Annotated in this window: 17 protein-coding genes; 8 read left to right on the forward strand and 9 right to left on the reverse strand. The window is 66.0% G+C overall.

What is annotated here, in order from left to right; all coding sequences use genetic code 11:
- Positions 1-12: 12 nt before the first annotated feature.
- A complete protein-coding gene (locus DW2_RS05335) occupies positions 13-945 on the reverse strand; it encodes a sugar-binding protein (RefSeq protein WP_038144284.1) in 933 nt (310 codons plus the stop codon).
- Between the two features lie 162 nt (positions 946-1107).
- Entirely contained in the window at positions 1108-2070 is a 963-nt protein-coding gene (locus DW2_RS05340) for an ABC transporter permease (RefSeq protein WP_051855475.1), read from the reverse strand.
- Positions 2071-2495: 425 nt separating this feature from the next.
- On the opposite strand from DW2_RS05340, the gene DW2_RS05345 reads away from it, so the two are divergent.
- Both DW2_RS05345 and DW2_RS05350 read left to right on the forward strand, forming a co-directional pair.
- Entirely contained in the window at positions 2496-3179 is a 684-nt protein-coding gene (locus DW2_RS05345; protein WP_038144285.1) for an aspartate/glutamate racemase family protein, read from the forward strand.
- Positions 3180-3227: 48 nt separating this feature from the next.
- Positions 3228-4283 (forward strand): aldo/keto reductase, encoded by a 1056-nt coding sequence (locus DW2_RS05350; protein ID WP_038144286.1) that lies wholly within the window; start codon positions 3228-3230, stop codon positions 4281-4283.
- 19 nt (positions 4284-4302) lie between these two features.
- Here the strand turns inward: DW2_RS05350 and otnI are convergent, their stop codons facing one another.
- Together otnI and ltnD are read right to left on the reverse strand one after the other, a co-directional pair.
- The gene (gene otnI / locus DW2_RS05355) at positions 4303-5073 is read right to left on the reverse strand and encodes a 2-oxo-tetronate isomerase (RefSeq protein ID WP_038144287.1); all 771 of its coding nucleotides are present in this window, start codon (positions 5071-5073) and stop codon (positions 4303-4305) included.
- Positions 5074-5076: 3 nt separating this feature from the next.
- Entirely contained in the window at positions 5077-6006 is a 930-nt protein-coding gene (ltnD, locus tag DW2_RS05360) for an L-threonate dehydrogenase (RefSeq protein WP_038144288.1), read from the reverse strand.
- Positions 6007-6204: 198 nt separating this feature from the next.
- Between ltnD and otnK the strand changes: the two genes are divergently transcribed.
- From otnK to DW2_RS05380, 4 genes are all read left to right on the forward strand, one after another.
- Positions 6205-7482, forward strand: coding sequence for a 3-oxo-tetronate kinase (gene otnK, locus DW2_RS05365; protein WP_038144289.1), 1278 nt, complete (start codon positions 6205-6207; stop codon positions 7480-7482).
- Positions 7475-8113: a 3-oxo-tetronate 4-phosphate decarboxylase gene (gene otnC / locus DW2_RS05370; RefSeq protein WP_038144290.1), complete on the forward strand. Its 639-nt coding sequence runs from the start codon at positions 7475-7477 to the stop codon at positions 8111-8113. Before otnK ends, otnC begins: the two co-directional genes overlap by 8 nt.
- 27 nt (positions 8114-8140) lie before the next feature.
- On the forward strand, positions 8141-9034 hold the full coding sequence (locus DW2_RS05375) for an NAD(P)-dependent oxidoreductase (protein WP_038144291.1): 894 nt from the start codon (positions 8141-8143) through the stop codon (positions 9032-9034).
- A gap of 206 nt (positions 9035-9240) precedes the next feature.
- Positions 9241-10260, forward strand: coding sequence for a hypothetical protein (locus DW2_RS05380; RefSeq protein WP_038144292.1), 1020 nt, complete (start codon positions 9241-9243; stop codon positions 10258-10260).
- 7 nt (positions 10261-10267) lie between these two features.
- Here the strand turns inward: DW2_RS05380 and DW2_RS05385 are convergent, their stop codons facing one another.
- From DW2_RS05385 to DW2_RS05405, 5 genes are all read right to left on the reverse strand, one after another.
- Positions 10268-11167, reverse strand: a complete 900-nt coding sequence (locus DW2_RS05385; RefSeq protein WP_038144293.1) for an SPOR domain-containing protein — start codon at positions 11165-11167, stop codon at positions 10268-10270.
- Positions 11168-11342: 175 nt separating this feature from the next.
- Positions 11343-11975, reverse strand: coding sequence for a uracil phosphoribosyltransferase (gene upp, locus DW2_RS05390; protein WP_038144294.1), 633 nt, complete (start codon positions 11973-11975; stop codon positions 11343-11345).
- 11 nt (positions 11976-11986) lie between these two features.
- Positions 11987-13204: a phosphopentomutase gene (locus tag DW2_RS05395; RefSeq protein WP_038144295.1), complete on the reverse strand. Its 1218-nt coding sequence runs from the start codon at positions 13202-13204 to the stop codon at positions 11987-11989.
- The gene (locus tag DW2_RS05400) at positions 13201-14526 is read right to left on the reverse strand and encodes a thymidine phosphorylase (RefSeq protein WP_038144296.1); all 1326 of its coding nucleotides are present in this window, start codon (positions 14524-14526) and stop codon (positions 13201-13203) included. The genes DW2_RS05395 and DW2_RS05400 overlap by 4 nt, the downstream gene beginning before the upstream one ends.
- Positions 14526-14918: a cytidine deaminase gene (locus DW2_RS05405; RefSeq protein ID WP_038144297.1), complete on the reverse strand. Its 393-nt coding sequence runs from the start codon at positions 14916-14918 to the stop codon at positions 14526-14528. Before DW2_RS05405 ends, DW2_RS05400 begins: the two co-directional genes overlap by 1 nt.
- Before the next feature lie 236 nt (positions 14919-15154).
- Here DW2_RS05405 and DW2_RS05410 point away from each other — a divergent pair, with 236 nt between their 5' ends.
- Together DW2_RS05410 and DW2_RS05415 are read left to right on the forward strand one after the other, a co-directional pair.
- Positions 15155-17431 (forward strand): NADP-dependent malic enzyme, encoded by a 2277-nt coding sequence (locus tag DW2_RS05410; protein WP_038144298.1) that lies wholly within the window; start codon positions 15155-15157, stop codon positions 17429-17431.
- A gap of 209 nt (positions 17432-17640) precedes the next feature.
- Positions 17641-19533 carry a propionyl-CoA synthetase gene (locus DW2_RS05415; protein ID WP_038144299.1) on the forward strand — a complete coding sequence of 631 codons (1893 nt, stop codon included), beginning with the start codon at positions 17641-17643 and terminating at the stop codon, positions 19531-19533.
- Positions 19534-19715: the final 182 nt, after the last annotated feature.

The raw sequence follows: 19715 nt of genomic DNA on the forward strand, positions 1-19715 counted from the left end.
TGGTGGGAGTACTTATTTCGTGTAGCTGCCGAGATTGTCGGCGGTCACCACTGTCACCCCGGTATCGATATCCTTGGGGTCGGTTTCCTCGCCCTTGATCTGAGCCACGAGATGCTCGACCGCGAGCTTGCCCATGGTAACGGGACGCTGGACCATGATGCCGTTGATGAAGCCTTCCTTCACGCCCTTGATGGTGTCGGGCAGATCGTCGAAGGCATAGACCTTCAGCTTGCCTTTCTTGTCAGCGAATTCCTGCTGCGCGAGAACCTTGGCGACAGCCGGGCCGCCGACCTGGCTGATCCCGAAGATGCCGGCGAGGTTGGGATGGCCGCGCAGAAGCGCCTCGGTCACCGAGACCGCGCGGGCGAGATCATCCTCGGTCCCTTCGGTCGCGACGATCTTGATGTCGGGATACGCCTGAAGGGCCTCTTTCACGCCGTCGATCCGCTCGTTGAGGTTCGACGCGCCGAGCTGACCGGTGACGATCGCCACCTCGCCCTTGCCGCCGAGCGCCTCGGCCATGGCATTGCCCATGGTGACGCCCGCCTGCTTGTTGATCGTGCCGATATACATGCTGCGGCCGCTATTGGCGCTGTCGCTGTCGAAGGTCAGGACCTTGATGCCGGCATCGGTCGCCTGCTTGATGATCCCCTCCACCGATTTCGGCTCATTGACCGAGATGGCGATGCCGTCGACATGGCGGGCCATCAGGTCCTCGATGATCTTCACCTGCGTGGAGCCCTGCGTGTTGGCAGGCACCACCCACTGATATTTCACTCCCAGTTCCTTGGCGGCCTCGGCCGCACCGGTGTTGCAGTCGTCGAAGAACGGCACCGCCACTTTCGGCACGACGGCCACGGTGATGTCCTGGGCAAGGGAAGCCGTCGCTCCCAGACCGGCCGCCAGGGCCAGAGCCGCCGCAGCGGCTTTCATTCCAATACGCATCAGTCTTTCCTCCTCCTTACCCGTCCACTCTCGGCTCGGGCCTGTTGATGCAGTTTCGTTCTCAGGCCGCTCGATCAGATCCTCCTCTGTCCGATCTTCGTGCCCCTCCTCTCCCACGAATTGCCGTTCGGCTTGTTATTCTTGCGTGTGTTGCGGCGTCGCTCAGCCGCGCCCGCCCATGCGGTTGCGCAGCACGTCGATGCTGACCGCGATCAGGATCACGCCACCGGTGATCGCTTGCTGGGCATAGGTGTTGATGTTCAGAAGCACGACGCCATTGGCGATCTCGCCGATCAGGGCCGCGCCGATGACCGCGCCCAGAACCGACCCGATGCCGCCGGCGAGGCTCGCGCCCCCGATGGCCGCCGCGGCGATCACTTCCAGTTCGGAGCCGAAGCCCGAGGCCGGTTCCGCCGACAGGTAGCGCGAGAAGGCGATGACGCCGGCCAGCGCGGAGATCGTCGAGGACAGGACATAGACGGCGAGCTTGACCCGCTCGACCTTCACCCCGCTCAGACGGGCCGCGTTTTCGTTGCCGCCCGTGGCATAGACGTGACGGCCAAAGCGCGTGCGGGTCATGATGATCGTGAAGATCACGGTCAGCACGAGCAGGATCACGACGGGCACCGGCACCGGGCCGAGATAGCCCTGCCCCAGGACACTGAAGCTGTCAGGCGTGTTCGGCGTAAGCGGAACGCCGTGTGTGATCATGTACATCATCCCGCGCCCGATGCTGAGCGTGCCGAGCGTCGCGATGAAGGGCGGCAGGCCGATCGCGGTGATCAGCAGGCCATTGGTCAGACCGAAGGCCAGACCGACGCCAAGCCCCGCCGCCACCGCCGCGTATTGCGAATAGCCCGCATCGAAGCACAGCGCGGTGATCAGCCCCGCGAGGCCCATCGCCGAGCCGACCGAGAGGTCGATCCCGCCGGTGATGATCACCATCACCATGCCGATACTCATGATCGCGGTGAGCGAGAACGCCCGCGAGACGCCCATCAGGTTGGAAACCGTCAGGAAATAGGGCGTGAACAGACTGATCAGCAGCCCCATCAGAATGAGGGCGATCAGCACGTTGAACTCACGCATGTGGCGCAGTTGAAGCAGGTATCTCAGACCGCCCATGGATTTCCTTTCCGACGGCGCAACAGAATTCTCCGACATCGCCATATTGCCTCCTCCCCTCACGATCGCACCATCCTTCCCCGTGACAAGCTACCATCAAGCGTGACGGCCTCGACTCAGCTCGGTGGGATCGCCCCGAATGCTAGCGCTGCCATATTTGGGTGACAGCGCTGTCATGATGGTGGCATGGATCCGCTCTTGTCAATCGAGAATGCAAAAAACTGAGAGCGCGCGGAGCGGCACCCCGACACGCCACCCCGTGGACGGGAGAACCGAGACGAGAAAATCCTTGTCCAGCAGGGGCCCTGGCCATTCGGGCTTGTCATCCCGAAGCGCCCGTGCTGATAATCGCGCAATGGCAGCGCTGTCATGATTGACAGCATCGGACCGCCTTGCACCGCCCGGACATAACCGCCGAGGACCCCATGACCGTCACATCGGACGAATCACCCCGCTCGCTCGCGATGATCCACACTGTCGCGGGCCTGATCCCGCAGATCGAGGCCCTGGTCGGCACGCACCTGCCGGGATGGAAGCCCTTCAACATGCTCGACGAGAGCCTGCTCCGGCTGACGATTCGCGACGGACAGCTGAGCCCGATGACGGCCCGCCGACTGGCCGGGATGATCTGGTCGGCCACCGATGCGGGCGCCGACGCGGTGCTCGTCACCTGCTCGAGCCTCGGCGATGCGGTCGAGACGATCGCCCCGCTCTGCCCGGTGCCCTTGCTGCGCATCGATGAGGGAATGGCGCAGGAAGCCGTCGCGCGCGCGAAGCGGATCGGCGTTCTCGCGACATTGCAGACGACCTTGCAACCGACCACCGCGTTGATCGAGCGCGTTGCCCGCGAAGCCGCGAAGGACTGCGAGGTGATCAGCCGGCTGGCGGAAGGCGCATTCGAAACGCTGCAGTCCGGCGACGCGGCCGGACATGACGCGCAGGTCGCCGAGGGAATCGTCGCGCTGGCGAGGGACTGCGACATCGTGGTGCTGGCGCAGGCGTCGATGGCGCGCGCGCTGGCCGGGCTCGAAGACCGCCTTGGCGGCACAGCCGTCGTGACTAGCCCCGAGCTCGGCATCGCGCATCTTGCGCGGGTCCTGACCGATTGACCGGTCGCCCGGAGAGGGCGGCACAGCATTTTCACGGAGGAGGAGAGAATGGAATACAGAACGCTCGGCCGCTCGGGCCTCAAGGTTTCGGTGCTCACGATGGGCACCTTCACCTTCGGCGGCGCCGGCGCCTTCAAGGCGGTCGGCAGTCAGGGTGTAGCGGATGCGCGCCGGCTTGTCGATACCTGCATCGATGCCGGCATCAACCTTTACGACACGGCCAACATGTACTCGACGGGGCTGTCCGAGGAGATCCTCGGCGAGGTGCTCGACGGTCGGCGCGACCAGGTCCTGATCTCGTCCAAGGCGCGGATGCGCATCGGTGACGGCCCGAATGACGAGGGTTTCTCGCGCTATCACCTGATCCGCGAATGCGAACGCTCGCTGAAACGGCTGCGCACCGACCGGATCGACATCTACCACATGCATGAATGGGATGGCGTGACGCCGATGGAGGAGATGGTCTCGGCGCTCGATACGCTCGTGAGCCAGGGCAAGGTGCGCTACATCGCCTGCTCGAACTTCTCGGGCTGGCACATCATGAAAGCGCTCGGCGTCAGCGATCGGGATCGGCGCGAACGCTTCGTCGCCCAGCAGATCCATTACACGCTGGAGGCGCGCGAGGCCGAATACGAACTGCTTCCGATTTCGGTCGATCAGGGGCTCGGCGTTCTGGTCTGGAGCCCGCTTGCGGCAGGGTTGCTCTCGGGCAAGCATCGCCGCGGCCAGGGCGCGCCGGAGGGCTCGCGTCAGTTCGCCGGCTGGACCGAACCGCCGATCCGCGACGAGGAGAAGCTGTGGGATATCGTCGACGTGCTCGTCGAGATCGGCGAGGCGCATGGCGTGGCCGCGGCCCAGGTCGCGCTCGCCTGGCTCCTGACCCGCCCGGCGGTCACCTCGCTGGTGATCGGCGGACGCAACGAACAGCAATTCCGCGACAATTTCCGCGCAGTGGATCTGAAGCTGAGCGACGACGAGCTGAAGCGGCTGAACGAGGTCAGCAAGGTGCCGATGATCTATCCCTATTGGCACCAGCAGAACTTCGCATCCAACAGGTTCTGCGCCGGCGACTGGGCGCTGCATCGCGATTACATGGAGAGCTGATCGGGCGCGCGCCTTTGGCTCAGTCGAAGGCGCGCATCCAGCCGAGCCCCGCGACGGTCTCGCCCGCGGGGCGGTATTCACAGCCCACGAAACCCTCATAGCCAAGCGCATCAAGCTCGCGCAGCACCCGCAGGTCATCGAGCTCGCCGGTGCCCGGTTCGTGCCGCTCGGGCACGCTCGCGATCTGGACATGGCCGATGATCGGCATCGTCTCACGCAGCCCCGTGAGAACGTCGCCATGAATGATCTGGCGGTGATAGATGTCGAATTGCAGCTTGAGGTTCGCCAAGTCGAGCCCCGCGATCAGATCGGCCGCGAAGTCGAAATCGTTCAGGAAATATCCGGGCATGTCGCGCGAGTTGATCGGCTCGATCACCACTTCGAGCCCTGCCTCCCCCGCCGCATCGCACAGACGCGCGAGCGCATCGCGATAGGACCGGAGCGCCGCTGCATCCTCCCGCCGAGCAAGGCCGCTCATCATGTGAATGCGCCCGACGCCCGTCGCCTTGGCATAGTCCAGCGCCGTCGCGATCGAGGCGCGAAATTCCTCAGCGCGGTCGGGCAGCGCGGCGAGACCGCGATCGCCCGCATCCCACTGCCCGGGCGGCAGATTGAAGAGCGCTTGCCTCAGCCCATGCGCCCGCAGCCGCTCAGCGATCTCTTCGGGCGCGAAGTCATAGGGAAACAGGTATTCGACCGCCGTGAACCCGGCCTCGGCCGCGGCGGCGAACCGGTCGAGGAACGGCACCTCGGTGAACATCATGGTCAGGTTGGCGGCAAAACGCGGCATGGCTTACTCCTCGGGGCTCGTCTGACCCGGCGCGGGCAATTCGAGCCCTGCGAGACCTGCCAGCATCCGGGCAACCGATGCATCGTCATCCCGACCCATCCCGGCGGCGGCGGTCATCACGAACATTTGTAGCGCCGTCGCGGCGATCGGCGTCGGGAATTTCAGACCACGCCCGATATCCGCAACGATTCCGAGATCCTTGGTGAAGATATCGACGGCGCTGCGCGGGCTGTAATCCCCTTCGAGCACATGCGGGATCCGGTTCTCGAACATCCACGAATTCCCGGCCGAGGCGGTGATCACCTCGTAGACCTTCGCGATGTCCAGATCCATCGCCTTGGCAAAAGTGATCGCCTCGCAGGCCGCCGCGATATGGACACCTGCAAGCAACTGGTTGACCACCTTGAAGGCCGCGCCCGTCCCGGCCGCGTCGCCCAGTTCGTAAACCTTCGCCGCGACGCTATCGAGCACGGGGCGGATCTTCTCGAACGCCGCAGGCGCCCCCGAACCCATGATCGTCAGCTCCCCCGCCGCGGCCCGAAGCGCACCGCCGCTGATCGGCGTGTCGAGATAATCGCGGCCCGTCTCGGCGCAGCGCATGGCGAAATCGCGTGCCAGATCAGGGGCCATCGTGGCGCAGGACATCACCGTCCCCCCTTCCGCCATCGCCGCCACCGCGCCCTTTGCCCCGAAGAGGACCTGTTCGGTCTGATCGGCATTCACCACGACCGCGATCACCACATCGGCCCCTTCGGCCCCCGCGGACGGGTCAGGCGCAACCGCCCCCCCGAGCGTCGCAAATCGCGTCATCGCCTCTTCGTTCACATCGACGCCGGTCACCGCAAATCCGTCGCGCAACAGGCTTTCCGCCATTCCGAATCCCATCGATCCCAGACCGATGACACAGACCTTCGTCTCTCGGGGTGACTTCATCTGGAATACCTCTCAATAGCGGGTTGCAGCGGTAATTTTTCCGCATTTCCGGGGTTGATCTTGTCTCGTGAAAACCGGAATGATAGCGTTGTCATTACATCGTTAGCCCGACCCGCAGCAGCTTGGCAAGGGCTATGTGACGTGACCGTCCCGGCGCTTCGGGGCGGCACTTGGTCGCTGACGAGAGGGAGGAAAGACATGCTCATCGGGGCCGTGGCCGACGATATCACCGGGGCGACCGACCTGTGCCTGATGCTCTCGCGCGCAGGCCTCAAAACCCTTCAGGTCATCGGCCTTCCCGTGCCGGAAGCGGACATCGCCGAAGCCGACGCGGTCGTCGTCGCCCTCAAGTCGCGCACCATTCCCGCCGCGCAGGCCGTGGCGATGTCGGTACAGGCGGCGGAAGCCCTGCGCGCCGCGGGTGCCCGGCAGCTGATGTTCAAATACTGCTCGACCTTCGATTCCACCGATGAGGGCAATATCGGTCCGGTCGCCGAGGCCCTGATGAATTTCACCGGCGCAGACCTGACCATTGCCTGCCCCGCCTTCCCGGCGACCGGACGCACCGTCTACAAGGGGCATCTCTTTGTCGGAGACCGTCTGCTTTCGGAAAGCCCTCTCAAGGATCATCCACTCACCCCGATGCGCGACCCCGACCTGGTGCGCGTCCTGGGCCGCCAGACCGACCTGCCGGTCGGCCTCGTCGATATCGGCACCATTCGCCAGGGTGCGGACGCCGTACGCGCGGCTTTCGATGCCGCGCGGGCCCACGGGCAGCGGATCCTCATTACAGACACGCTGGAGGAGGCGGACCTGCTCACACTCGGCGCTGCGTGCGCGGACATGCCGCTTGTCACCGGCGGCTCGGGGATCGGGCTGGGGCTTGCGGCAAATTTCCGAGACAGCGCGGCGCTGCGCCCCGCCCCGGACCGGATGCCCGCCCCCGAGGGGCGCGCGGCCATCCTGGCAGGCTCCTGCTCGGTCGCGACACGAGGCCAGATCGCCAAGGCCCAAGCGGCAGGGCTGCCGAGCCTTGCGATCGACGTCGCTGCGCTCGCCGAGGGGCGCCAAAGCGCCGAGGCGATCGCCGATTGGGCCATCGCGCAGCCCGCGGACAGCACGCCGCTGATCTATTCCAGCGCCGACCCCGAGGCCCTCTCGCAGGTCCAGTCCCGGCTCGGGCGCGAAGCTTCCGGCGCCCTTGTCGAAGACACGCTCGCCGCCGTCGCCATCCGCCTGCGCAATGCTGGCGTGACGCGGATACTGATCGCTGGCGGCGAGACGTCGGGCGCTGTGACGGCCGCGCTCGGCGTTCAGCTCCTCGAGATCGGCCCCGAGATCGACCCGGGCGTACCCTGGACCCGCAGCCTGTCGGACCGGCCGATGGTTCTGGCGCTCAAATCCGGGAATTTCGGCGCACCCGATTTCTTCCTGAAGGCATGGGACCTGCTCGCGCCGGAGGCCGAACATGTCTGACGAAACCCGGATGCGCGACCAGATCTGCGCCATCGGCCGTTCGCTCTTCGACCGCGGCCTCACCGCCGGCTCGTCGGGCAATATCTCGGCAAGGCTCCCCGACGGGGGCTGGCTGATGACCCCGACGAACGCCTCCCTCGGCGCGCTCGTTCCCGCGCGGCTTTCCCGGTTCGACGCAGTGGGGAACTTCATGTCGGGCGACAAGCCGACCAAGGAATCCTTCCTGCATTTCGCGATGTATGACGAGCGGCAGGAGGCGGGCGCGGTGATCCACCTTCACTCGACCCATTCGACCGCCGTGTCGATCATGCGCGACGTCGATCCCGAGGATGTCCTGCCCCCGCTCACCGCCTATCACGTGATGCGGGTCGGCAAGCTGCCCCTCGTGCCCTATTATGCGCCAGGCGATCCCGAGCTGGCCGAAGCCGTGCGCAGCCTCGCAAGCCGCCACCATGCCGTGCTTCTGGCCAATCACGGGCCGGTCGTGGCCGGAACCAGCCTTGCCAACGCGCAATATGCGGCCGAAGAACTGGAGGAGACGTCGAAACTCTTCCTCGCCCTTCAGGGCCACGCCATCCGTCCGCTGAGCCCGGCGCAGGTCGCCGATCTGCGGGCCCGCTTCAACCTCTGACCCTTCAAGACCCTATCGGAGCACTCAATGACCCAGACCCAGGAAACCATCGGCTTCGTCGGCACCGGCCTGATGGGCCACGGCATGGCCAAGAACATCGTCGAGAAGGGCTATCCGCTGACGGTCACCGCGCATCGCAACCGCAAGCCGATCGACGATCTGGTCTCGCGCGGGGCGACCGAGGCGCAAAACCTCGAAGAGCTCGCTTCGGCCTCCTCCATCGTGTTTCTCTGCCTCACCGGCGCCCCCGAGGTCGCCGAGGCGGTGGCCAAGCTGATCCCCGGCCTCAAGGAAGGCGCGGTGATCGTCGATTGCTCCACCAGCGACCCTACCGTGAGCGTGAAGCTCGCCGGGGATCTAGCCGAGATCGGCGTGGACTATGCCGACGCACCGCTCAGCCGCACCCCGAAAGAGGCCTGGGAGGGCACGCTCGACTGCATGGTCGGCGCGGAGGAAGGTGTTTTCGACCGCATCCGGCCCGTCATCGACACCTGGGCGGGCAAGATCGTGCGCGTGGGCGGCATCGGCGACGGGCACCGGATGAAGCTGCTCAACAATTTCATCTCGCTGAGCTATGCCGCGCTCTATTCCGAAGCGCTGGCGCTGTCGCGCAAGGTCGGCATCCCGATCGAGCAATTCGACGCGGTGATCCGGGGCGGGCGCATGGATTGCGGCTTCTACCAGACCTTCATGGGCTACGCGCTGGAAGGCAATCGCGAGGCGCATCGCTTCACGCTCGCCAATGCCTACAAGGATCTGCGCTATGTCGAGGCGATGGCGAATGACGCCACGGTCGCGACCCCGCTTGCGAGCGCCGCGAAGAACGCCTTCGCGATGGCGATGGCGACGGGTGGCGACGGCCCCGAGGATTACGTCCCGCACCTCACCGATTTCGTCGCTCGCGCGAACGGGCTGGACTGACTCGCGCTTTCCGAATGAGAACCCCTCTGGGCCTGGAGTCGATCTCCAGGCCATTTTTTTCGATCACTGCCGTTTTCCGAGGCCCGCCCCATCGCGCCCGTGTCAGCTCTCGTGACCGCGCGTGCAGTCCGGCCCGGACCACCTCAGATTGACCCCGGGGCGGGATCAGCTATCCTCTTGAGAAACAAGAGCAGTGACAGGTCCGGATGACCGCCTTATCGGAATATGAACGCCTCGAGGCCACGGGGATCTGGCGCCCCGCCCCGGACGCGCAACGCGAGGAGGTGATCCTTTCGCTGGGCGATGCGACGCTCGTGATCTCCGATGACCGGTCCGCGATCGCGCGCGCACATTGGTCGCTCGCGGCGATGATCCGGCGCAATCCCGGGGAACGCCCTGCCCTCTACGCTCCGTCCGACGAGCCCGGAGAAGAGCTCGAGATCGACGATGACCTGATGATCGCGGCGATCGAGAAGGTTCAGGCGATAATCGAGTCGCGGCGGCCGCATCCGGGGCGGTTGCGCGGTGTGCTGATCGGGCTCGCGGCGGTCACTCTGGGCGCGGTCGCGCTGTTCTGGCTTCCCGGCGCGCTGGTCGATCACGCCGCGCGCATCGCCCCGCAGGCCAAGCGCGTCGAGATCGGGCGCAAGCTGCTCGCGGAATTCACCAAGATGACCGGCACGCCCTGTCACAGCCCGGCCGGCGACGGGGCACTCGATGCGCTGGCCAAGCGCCTGCCCGGGCAGGAAGCGATCGTCGTGCTGCCCGACGCTCTCAAGGGGGCGCGGCTTCTGCCGGGCGGGCTTGCGGTGATCGGGCGCGACACGATCGACGGGCCGGATACGCCCGAGGTCGTCGCGGGCTACCTGATCTCGGCGCAGCGCAGCGCGGCTGGCGAGCGCCCCCTGCACCGGCTGCTCAGCTGGCTCGGACCCAGCGCCGCCCTGCGCCTCCTGACGACTGGCGACCTGCCCGATACGGGCATCGCCGCCTATGCGCAGCAGCTCTTGCAGAATGCGCCCGAGAGACCGAAGAGCGACATACTCCTGCGCGCCTTCCGCGACGCCGGGGTCAGTTCGATACCCTATGCCTATGCGCTCGACCCCAGCGGCGAGAGCGTCCTCGGCCTGATCGAGGCCGACCCGTTCAAGGGAAAACCCGCCCCCGACCCCGTTCTCGAAGATGCGCAATGGGTCGCGCTTCAGGATATCTGCTCGGCCGGGTGAGCCGTGCTCAGCGCAAGAGCGCGTCCGAAAACCCCGCCGCGCGCACGGATGCAAGCGCCTTGGCAAGCGCCCGGAGATCATCGAACGGTCCGGCATAGACCACCGTCAACTGCCCGGAGCGGCCTGTGGCGACCGGCAGGCCAAGTGCCCGCATCCGCGCCTTCGTGCCCTTCGCATTCGCGGGTCTTGCGAAACTGGCGACCTGAACGAACCGCTTTCCCTTGGCCGCCGGACGCATCGCCGTGCCCGCCGGAGCGGTCGATTTCGTGGAGATCGCCGTTGTCGGACGGGGCGTGTCCAGCATCTCCATCGGCACCGTATCCGACCAGCGCCGATGCATCTGCTCCGCCCCGTAATCGGCGCGCGGGCCGCGATAGGGATTGAGCCGCCCGTCATCGAAGGCAGGCCGCCAGCCGCCCGGAGGCTGCGACGAGGTGGTCACGACCGGCGCGAGCCCCCCGAGATCAACCTTCTTCGGCACCCGCGACGGGACGCTCTGCGCGACCGGGACAACCACGGTGAGGGCCGTTCCGGACTGTGCAGACGGGCGCGGCGCAGGTGTTCCGGAGGCGGGCTCGGCGTTTGCGCGGGGCGCGGGTTTGGCCGGCGCGGGTTTCGGGGCCGGTTTCGCGACGATGGCTTCCGCCTCCGGCTTCGGTGCGGGAGGTGGCGCCCCTTCCACCGCCGGCGCAGGCTCAGCCTCGGACGCCCCTTCTGTCACCGGCGCGGACATCGGCGCCGCGGCGACGGGCGCGCCTTCGGGAAAGGTCGGCGTGAAGCCGCAAACCGGCGTGCGGTCGCGGTTATAGCGCGGCACCCATTGCACCGCGTCCCCGTAATCCGCGCGCAAGAACACGCAGCCCGTGCTGTCGACATATTGCCGCCCGGAGAACGACGCCGGCGGCAATTCCGCAGGGCTCACCCCCTGCGCGGAGGCAAATGATGCCGAAATAACCGTTCCAAACCCGATGGCCGCAACAAGAGACGCCGCAGAAATTCCGCCGCCAAATCGCATGGCCTTCCCCTTATCCAATTGGCGGGGAGGATGTCGGAAGCGGACCATCGAGTAAAGAAAAAATGGCTTATTTGGTGCCGAACATCCGGTCGCCCGCATCCCCCAGACCGGGCACGATATAGGCGTGTTCGTCGAGACATTCGTCGAGCGCCGCCGTCACGATCGGCACATCCGGATGCGCCTCCTTCATGCGCTCGACGCCCTCGGGCGCCGCGAGCAGGCACATGAACCGGATACTCGTCGCGCCCTTCGCCTTGATCAGGTCGATCGCGGCGACCGAGGAATTGCCGGTGGCGAGCATCGGATCGACCACGATCGTCACCCGGTCCTCGAGATGGGAGGGCAGTTTGCAGTAATATTCGACCGGCTTCAGCGTCTCGGGATCGCGGTAGAGCCCGACGAAACCGACCCGCGCGGCCGGGATCAGCTCGAGCACACCGTCGAGGAGCCCGTTGCCCGCTCGCAGGATCGAGACCAGCGCCAGCTTCTTGCCCCCGAGGATCGGCGCCTCCATCTCGCGCAGCGGCGTCTCGATCGTCGTCGTCGTCATCTTGAGATCGCGGGTGATCTCATAGGCCAGAAGCAGGCTGATCTCGCGCAGAAGACGACGGAAGGAGGCGGTGGAGGTGCCCTTGTCGCGCATCAGCGTCAGTTTGTGCTGCACCAGCGGGTGTTCGACGACGGTCAGATGTTTGCTCATTTTCTTGTCCCTCACAGAAAGGATTTGCCCGGCCCTTGCGCCGGGATGTCCAGATGCGCGGCGATCGAGGCCGCGAGATCCACATAGCCGACCTGGCCGATCGCGCGGCTGCCGAGACCGGGGCCGAAGCCGAGCAGCGGAACGCGCTCGCGCGTGTGGTCGGTCCCGGTCCAGGTCGGGTCATTGCCGTGATCGGCGGTGAAGAACGCCAGATCGCCGGGGCGCAGGCGCGCCATGAAAGCGCCCGCCACCCCATCGAACCATTCGAGCGCGCGCGCATAGCCCGAGACATCGCGGCGATGGCCATAGAGGCTGTCGAACTCGACGAAATTGGCGAAGGTCAGACTGCCTTCGTCGGCCTCGTCGGCCAGCCGGATCAGGTGCGCGCCGAGATCTGCGTCGCTCTTGCCCTTGTGCAGATGCGTGACGCCGCGATGGCTGAAGATATCCCCGATCTTGCCGATCGCATGGGTCACGCGCCCTGCGCCTTCGGCCCAGTCGAGCAGCGTCGGCGACGGCGCCGGGATCGCGTAGTCGCGCCGGTTCGCGGTACGGGCAAATGCGCCCGGCTCTCCGGTGAAAGGCCGCGCGATCACCCGTCCCACCTTCATCGCGTGGAGCGTGGGCGCGAGATCCTCGCAAAGCTTCAGCAACCGATCGAGCCCGAAATGCTCCTCATGCGCGGCGATCTGGAAGACGCTGTCGGCGGAGGTGTAGCAGATAGGCCAGCCAGTGCGGATATGCTCCTCCCCCAGCTCGGCGATGATCATCGTGCCCGAGGCGTGGCAATTGCCGAGAATCCCCTCGGTCCCGGCCAATGAGCAGGTCCTTGCCACGAGATCCGTCGGGAAGCTGTTCTCGTGCTCGGTGAAATAGTGCCACTCCCACGGCACCGGCACGCCGGCCAGTTCCCAATGGCCCGAGGGGGTGTCCTTGCCGGGCGAGATCTCGGTCGCCGCCCCCCACAGTCCTTGGGGTGTCGCGCCGAGCCCCGGCGCCGCGTCGCCCGAGGCCAGTTCGACGGCGGCTCCAAGCCCGAGCGCGTCGAGATGCGGCAGGTGCAGCGGGCCCGACCGCCCCTCCTCCGCCCGCCCGCCGGCACAGGCCTGCGCGATATGGGCAAGCGTATTCGCCCCGGTGTCTGGCACGCCATCATTGAAGAAACGGTCGGCATCGGGCGCGCCGCCGATCCCGACGCTGTCCATCACGATCACGAAGGCCCGGCTCATCGCTGCGCATCCTCCACACCGATACGTTCATGGATCAGGGGCGGCTCCTCGCAGGGTCCGTCGCTGAGCTCGAACGCGGCGAGCACCGCGGCCTCCGCCTGCGCCGCCGCGGCGTCGTTCGCCGCGTGGATCAGCGCCAGAGGCTCGCCGCGCTCCATCTCCTCGCCCAGCATGGCCATCTCGCACAGGCCGACCGACGGATTGATCCGATCCGTATCGACCAGCCGCCCCCCGCCCAGATGCACCACCGCCTCGCCAAGCGCGCGCGTGTCGATCCGACAGACATGGCCTGCGCGCGGAGCGGGCACGGCCCGGGTGACCGGGGCCGAGGGCAGCCGGTCGGGATAGCGCTCGACGAAATCGGACGGCCCGCCGAGGGCCGCGACCATCTTTCCGAAGACCTCCGCGGCACGCCCCGAGCCGAGCACCTCGTCGATCCGCGCCGCGCCGTCGTCGGCATCCTCGGCGATGCCCGCAAGCACCAGGGCCTCGCCGCCGAGGGCCGCGGTCACGTCCCAGAGCGCCTCGTTGACCTGCGTGCCGGTCAGCGTCTCCATCACCTCGATCACCTCGAGCGCGTTGCCCGCCGAATGGCCGAGCGGCTGGTTCATGTCGGTGATCAGCGCTGTCGTCTTGCACCCGGCTCCGTTCGCGGTCGCCACGAGGCTCTGCGCCAGTGCCCTGGCATCCTCGGGCCGCGCCATGAAGGCGCCCGATCCCACCTTGACGTCGAGCACCAGCCCCTCGAGACCGGCAGCGAGTTTCTTCGACAGGATCGACGCCGTGATCAAGTCGATGCTCTCGACCGTGCCCGAGATGTCGCGAATGCCATAGAGGCGCTTGTCGGCGGGCGCGATCTCGCCGGTCGCACCGACGATGGCGCAGCCGACCTCCGCCACCACCTTGCGAAGCGCGTCGATGCCGGGCAGCGCGGTATAGCCCGGGATCGCTTCCATCTTGTCGAGCGTGCCGCCGGTATGGCCGAGCCCGCGCCCCGAGATCATCGGCACATAAACCCCGCAGGCCGCGAGCGCGGGTGCAAGCAGCAGCGAGACGGAATCGCCGACCCCGCCCGTCGAATGCTTGTCGATCACCGGGCCGGGCAGATCCCAGTTCAGCACCTGGCCGGAGTCGCGCATCGCCTTGGTCAGCGCCACGCGCCCGTCCATGCCAATCCCCTTGAGAAGAACCGCCATCGCGAAGGCACCGGCCTGCGCATCCGTGACCGATCCGTCCGCCAGCCCGCGCGCAAACCAGTTGGCCGCGTCTTCGCCCAGTCCCCGCCCGTCACGCACAGATTGAATGATGCCGCGCGCGTCCATCACGCATTATCCATGTGCGAGACGTCGAACCGGCCCGGCAGCAAATCGCCCACCGAGGTTTCGAGCCGCTCGCCTGATGTCGTGGCCAGCGTCACCGGCACATCATGACGCGAGAATTCCGCGAGCTTCTGGCGGCACCCCCCGCAGGGCGGAACCGGGGTCGGGCTGTCGGCGATCACCGCGACCTCGATGATCTGCGTCTCCCCCGCCGCGACCATAGCCGCGATCGCGCCCGCTTCGGCGCAGGTGCCCTCGGGATAGGCGACATTCTCGACATTGACCCCGTGATAGATCTGCCCGGACGCGCCGCGCACCGCCGCGCCGACCTTGAATTTCGAATAGGGAGCGTAAGCGTTCTCGCGCACCTGGCGCGCCGCATCGAGAAGCGACATGGCTGATCTCCAGACGAAGGCGGGACCGATTTTTGTCCAGCCGGTTGAGTTTTTGCGATCCTGCTCCGCGCGCGCGGAGGATGCAAGCATACGCGACGCGACGGCACTTGCCCTCGCGATCTATTCATACCCTTAGGTCAATGCCGGACTTGCATTTGTGCCGGAGGTGATATCTAGACTGCACAGACACGCGCTGCCAAGATAGTTTAAAGCTAAATCAGTTCCGGGAGGGAGCCATGGAAGAGGCTCGTCACGACAACATGCGCCAGTCGGCGCTGGATTATCACGCCAATCCCAAGCCCGGGAAACTGGAAATCCGCGCGACGAAACCGCTCGCGAACGGCCGCGATCTGGCCCGCGCCTACTCCCCCGGCGTCGCCGAGGCCAGCCTCGCGATCCGGGCGAACCCGGACACGGCGCGCGACTACACGGCCCGCGGCAACCTCGTGGCCGTGGTGACCAACGGCACCGCCGTTCTCGGCCTGGGCAATATCGGGGCTCTGGCCGCGAAGCCGGTGATGGAAGGCAAGGCGGTCCTGTTCAAGAAATTCGCCAATATCGACGCCTTCGACCTCGAAATCAACGAGAGCGACCCCGAGAAGCTGGCCGATATCGTCTGCGCGCTCGAACCCTCCTTCGGCGCGATCAATCTCGAAGACATCAAGGCGCCCGATTGCTTCATCGTCGAGAAGCTCTGCCGCGAACGGATGAACATCCCGGTCTTCCATGACGACCAGCACGGGACCGCGATCGTGGTCGGCGCCGCGGCGACCAATGCGCTGCGGATCACCGGAAAGCGCTTCGAGGACATCAAGATCGTCTCGACGGGCGGCGGCGCGGCCGGGATTGCCTGCCTGAACATGCTCCTCAAGCTTGGCGTGAAGCGTGAGAATGTCTGGCTGTGCGACATCGAGGGGCTCGTCTACGAGGGCCGCGAGACGGACATGACGCCGCAGAAGGCAGCCTATGCGCAAGGCCGCGAGGCGAAGACGCTCGACGAGGTGATCGCCGGGGCGGACATGTTCCTCGGCCTGTCCGGGCCGGGCGTGCTCAAGCCCGAGATGGTCGCCAAGATGGCGCCCCAGCCCGTCATCTTCGCGCTGGCCAACCCGACGCCCGAGATCCTGCCCGACGACGCGCGCGAAGTTGCCCCCGACGCGATCATCGCGACCGGGCGCAGCGACTTCCCCAACCAGGTCAACAACGTCCTGTGTTTCCCCTTCATCTTCCGCGGCGCGCTCGATGTCGGCGCGACGACGATCAATGACGAGATGCAGATCGCCTGCATCGAGGGGATCGCCAAGCTCGCCCGCCAGACCACCTCGGCCGAAGCCGCGGCGGCCTACCGCGGCGAGAAGCTCACCTTCGGCCCCGATTACCTGATCCCGAAACCCTTCGACCCCCGGCTGATGGGCGTCGTGGCCTCTGCCGTGGCGAAAGCGGCGATGGAGACCGGCGTGGCGACCCGCCCGCTCGAGGACCTGCCGGGCTACAAGGCGCAACTCGACGGTTCGGTCTTCAAATCCGCCCTCATCATGCGCCCGGTCTTCGAAGCCGCGGCCACTGCCACCCGGCGCATCGCCTTCTCCGAGGGCGAGGACGAACGCGTGCTGCGCGCTGCGATTGCGATGATCGAGGAGACCACCGACACACCGATCCTGATCGGCCGCCCCGAGGTGATCGAAATGCGCTGCGAACGGGCGGGCCTGCCGCTCGACCTCAATGCGGTGGAGATCGTGAACCCCGAGAACGACCCGCGCTACCGCGACTATTGGGGCACCTATCACGAGCTGATGGCGCGGCGCGGCGTCACCCCCGATCTCGCCCGGGCGATCATGCGCACCAACACCACGGCCATTGCCGGGATCATGGTCCATCGCAACGAAGCGGATTCGATGATCTGCGGCACCTTCGGCCAGTACCTGTGGCACCTGAAATATGTCCGCGAGATCCTCGCACGCGACGGTCTTCACCCGGCCGGCGCGCTGTCGCTGATGATCCTCGAGGACGGCCCGCTCTTCGTCGCCGACACCCATGTCCATCACCAGCCCACGCCCGATCAGATCATGGAAACCGTGATCGGGGCCGCCCGCCATGTCTCGCGCTTCGGGCTGAAGCCGAAGATCGCGCTCTGCTCGCACAGCCAGTTCGGCAATCTCGACACCGATTCCGGCGAACGGATGCGCGCCGCGATGGATCTGCTGATCAAGCGCGAGGTCGAGTTCGATTTCGAGGGCGAGATGCATGTCGATGCCGCGCTCGATCCCGAGGTGCGCGCGCGACTGATGCCGAAGAGCCGTTTCGAAGGGCCGGCGAACGTGCTCGTCTTCGCCAATACGGACGCGGCGTCGGGCGTGCGCAACATCCTCAAGATGAAATCGGGCGGGCTCGAGGTCGGGCCGATCCTGATGGGGATGGGCAACAAGGCCCATATCGTGACCCCGTCGATCACCTCGCGCGGCCTTCTCAACATGTCGGCGCTGGCGGGCACGCCGGTAACCCATTACAGCTGAGTCGTCCCTGCCAAAGATGAATTTGCAAAGCCGCCACGCGCTGAAAACGCCCTGAAAACTCTCGGCAGCTTTGCAAAGATCCCCGGTCGCAGCACCGTGATCTCTGCAAATTCCCCCGCACTTCCGCAGATTGTGCGCGGTAACATTCTTGCGCCAGACCCGCCCCGCTCTTAACACATCCTTCAGATGCCGGAGGAGGAGACAGGCGCATGGGCTACAAAGAGGTCTATTCCGCGTGGAAGGCGGATCCCGAGAAATTCTGGATGGAGGCGGCCGAGAAGATCGACTGGGACCGGAAGCCTTCCCGGGCGCTCTTCGACGAGAACACCCCGCTTTACGAATGGTTCTCGGACGGGATGGCGAACACCTGCTGGAACGCGGTGGACCGCCATGTCGAGGCCGGGCGCGGCGACCAGATCGCGATCATGCATGAAAGCCCGATCACCCATGCGACCAAGGGCATCACCTACAAGGAATTGCAGGCCCGCGTGGCCTCGCTGGCCGGCGCCCTGAAGATGCGCGGCGTCGAGAAGGGCGACCGGGTCATCATCTACATGCCGATGATCCCCGAGGCGCTTGAGGCGATGCTGGCCTGCGCCCGGATCGGCGCGATCCATTCGGTCGTCTTCGGCGGGTTTGCAGCCAACGAACTGGCGGTGCGGATCGACGACTGCGCTCCCAAGGCGATCATCGCGGCGAGCTGCGGGCTCGAGCCGGGCCGCGTCGTCCATTACAAGCCGCTCCTCGACGAGGCGATCGAGATCGCCGACCACAAGCCCGAATTCTGCGTGATCTTCCAGCGCGAGCAGGAAGTGGCGAAGCTGATCGAGGGGCGCGACTTCTCGTGGCACGGCTTCCAATACGGCGTGAAGCCCGCCGACTGCGTGCCGGTCGAAGGCAATCACCCAGCCTATATCCTTTATACCTCGGGCACGACCGGCCAGCCCAAAGGCGTCGTGCGCCACACCGGCGGCCATCTCGTCGCGCTGCAATGGTCGATGAAGAACATCTACAATATCGAAGCGGGCGACCGGTTCTGGGCGGCCTCGGATGTGGGCTGGGTCGTGGGCCATTCCTATATCTGCTACGGGCCCCTGATCGCGGGCGCGACCACCATCGTCTTCGAGGGCAAGCCGATCGGCACCCCGCATCCGGGCGTGTTCTGGCGCATCATCCAGAACAACCGGATCAAGAGCTTCTTCACAGCCCCCACCGCGCTGCGCGCGATCAAGCGCGAGGACCCGAGCGGCGAATGGATCAAGCGCTACGTGCTGCATGATCTTCAGGCGCTCTATCTCGCAGGCGAGCGCGCCGATCCCGACACGGTGGAATGGGCGCAGAAACACCTGAAGGTGCCGGTTGTCGATCACTGGTGGCAGACCGAGACCGGCTGGGCCATCGCGGCCAACCCGGTCGGGATCGAGGAATTGCCGACCAAGATCGGCTCCCCTTCGGTCGCGATGCCGGGCTACGACGTTCAGGTGCTCGACGAGGGCGGCCACCCGGTCCCGCCGGGTACGCTGGGCGCGATCGCGATCAAGCTGCCCCTGCCCCCCGGCACCCTGCCCACGCTGTGGAATGCCGAGGCGCGGTTCAAGAAGAGCTATCTCGAACATTTCCCGGGATATTACGAGACGGGCGATGCCGGCTATATCGACGAGGACGGCTATCTCTACATCATGGCGCGCACCGATGACGTCATCAACGTCGCGGGCCACCGCCTCTCGACCGGCGCGATGGAGGAGGTGCTCGCGGGACATGCGGATGTCGCGGAATGCGCCGTGATCGGGGTGGCGGACGATCTGAAGGGGCAGGTCCCGATGGGTTTCCTGTGCCTCAACGCCGGCTGCAATCGCGCGCCGGACGAGATCGTGAAGGAATGCGTCCAGCGCGTGCGCGATCAGATCGGCCCGGTCGCGGCCTTCAAGCTGGCCTGCGTCGTCGACCGCCTGCCGAAGACGCGCTCGGGCAAGATCCTGCGCGGGACGATGGCGAAGATTGCCGATGGCGAAAGCTGGAAGATGCCCGCGACGATCGACGATCCGGCCATTCTCGACGAGATCACCCTGGCCTTGAAGGGGCTCGGATACCCGCGCGGGTAAGCCCGATCGGGGCGCGGGAACGTCTCCTGCGCCCTTTCATTCACAAGTTGTTCATCTCGACCTCCCCTTTTCTTCGGACCGTTTGGTTCAATTTTGCTCCACACTGGGTTGATTCCTCGCCCGCTCCCGCGGATGATCAATCTGGTTACCCATATGAAAACAGCTTACCCGAGTTCTGAACC

Origin of the sequence: Thioclava atlantica (genome assembly GCF_000737065.1) — a bacterium.
Taxonomy (GTDB): domain Bacteria; phylum Pseudomonadota; class Alphaproteobacteria; order Rhodobacterales; family Rhodobacteraceae; genus Thioclava; species Thioclava atlantica.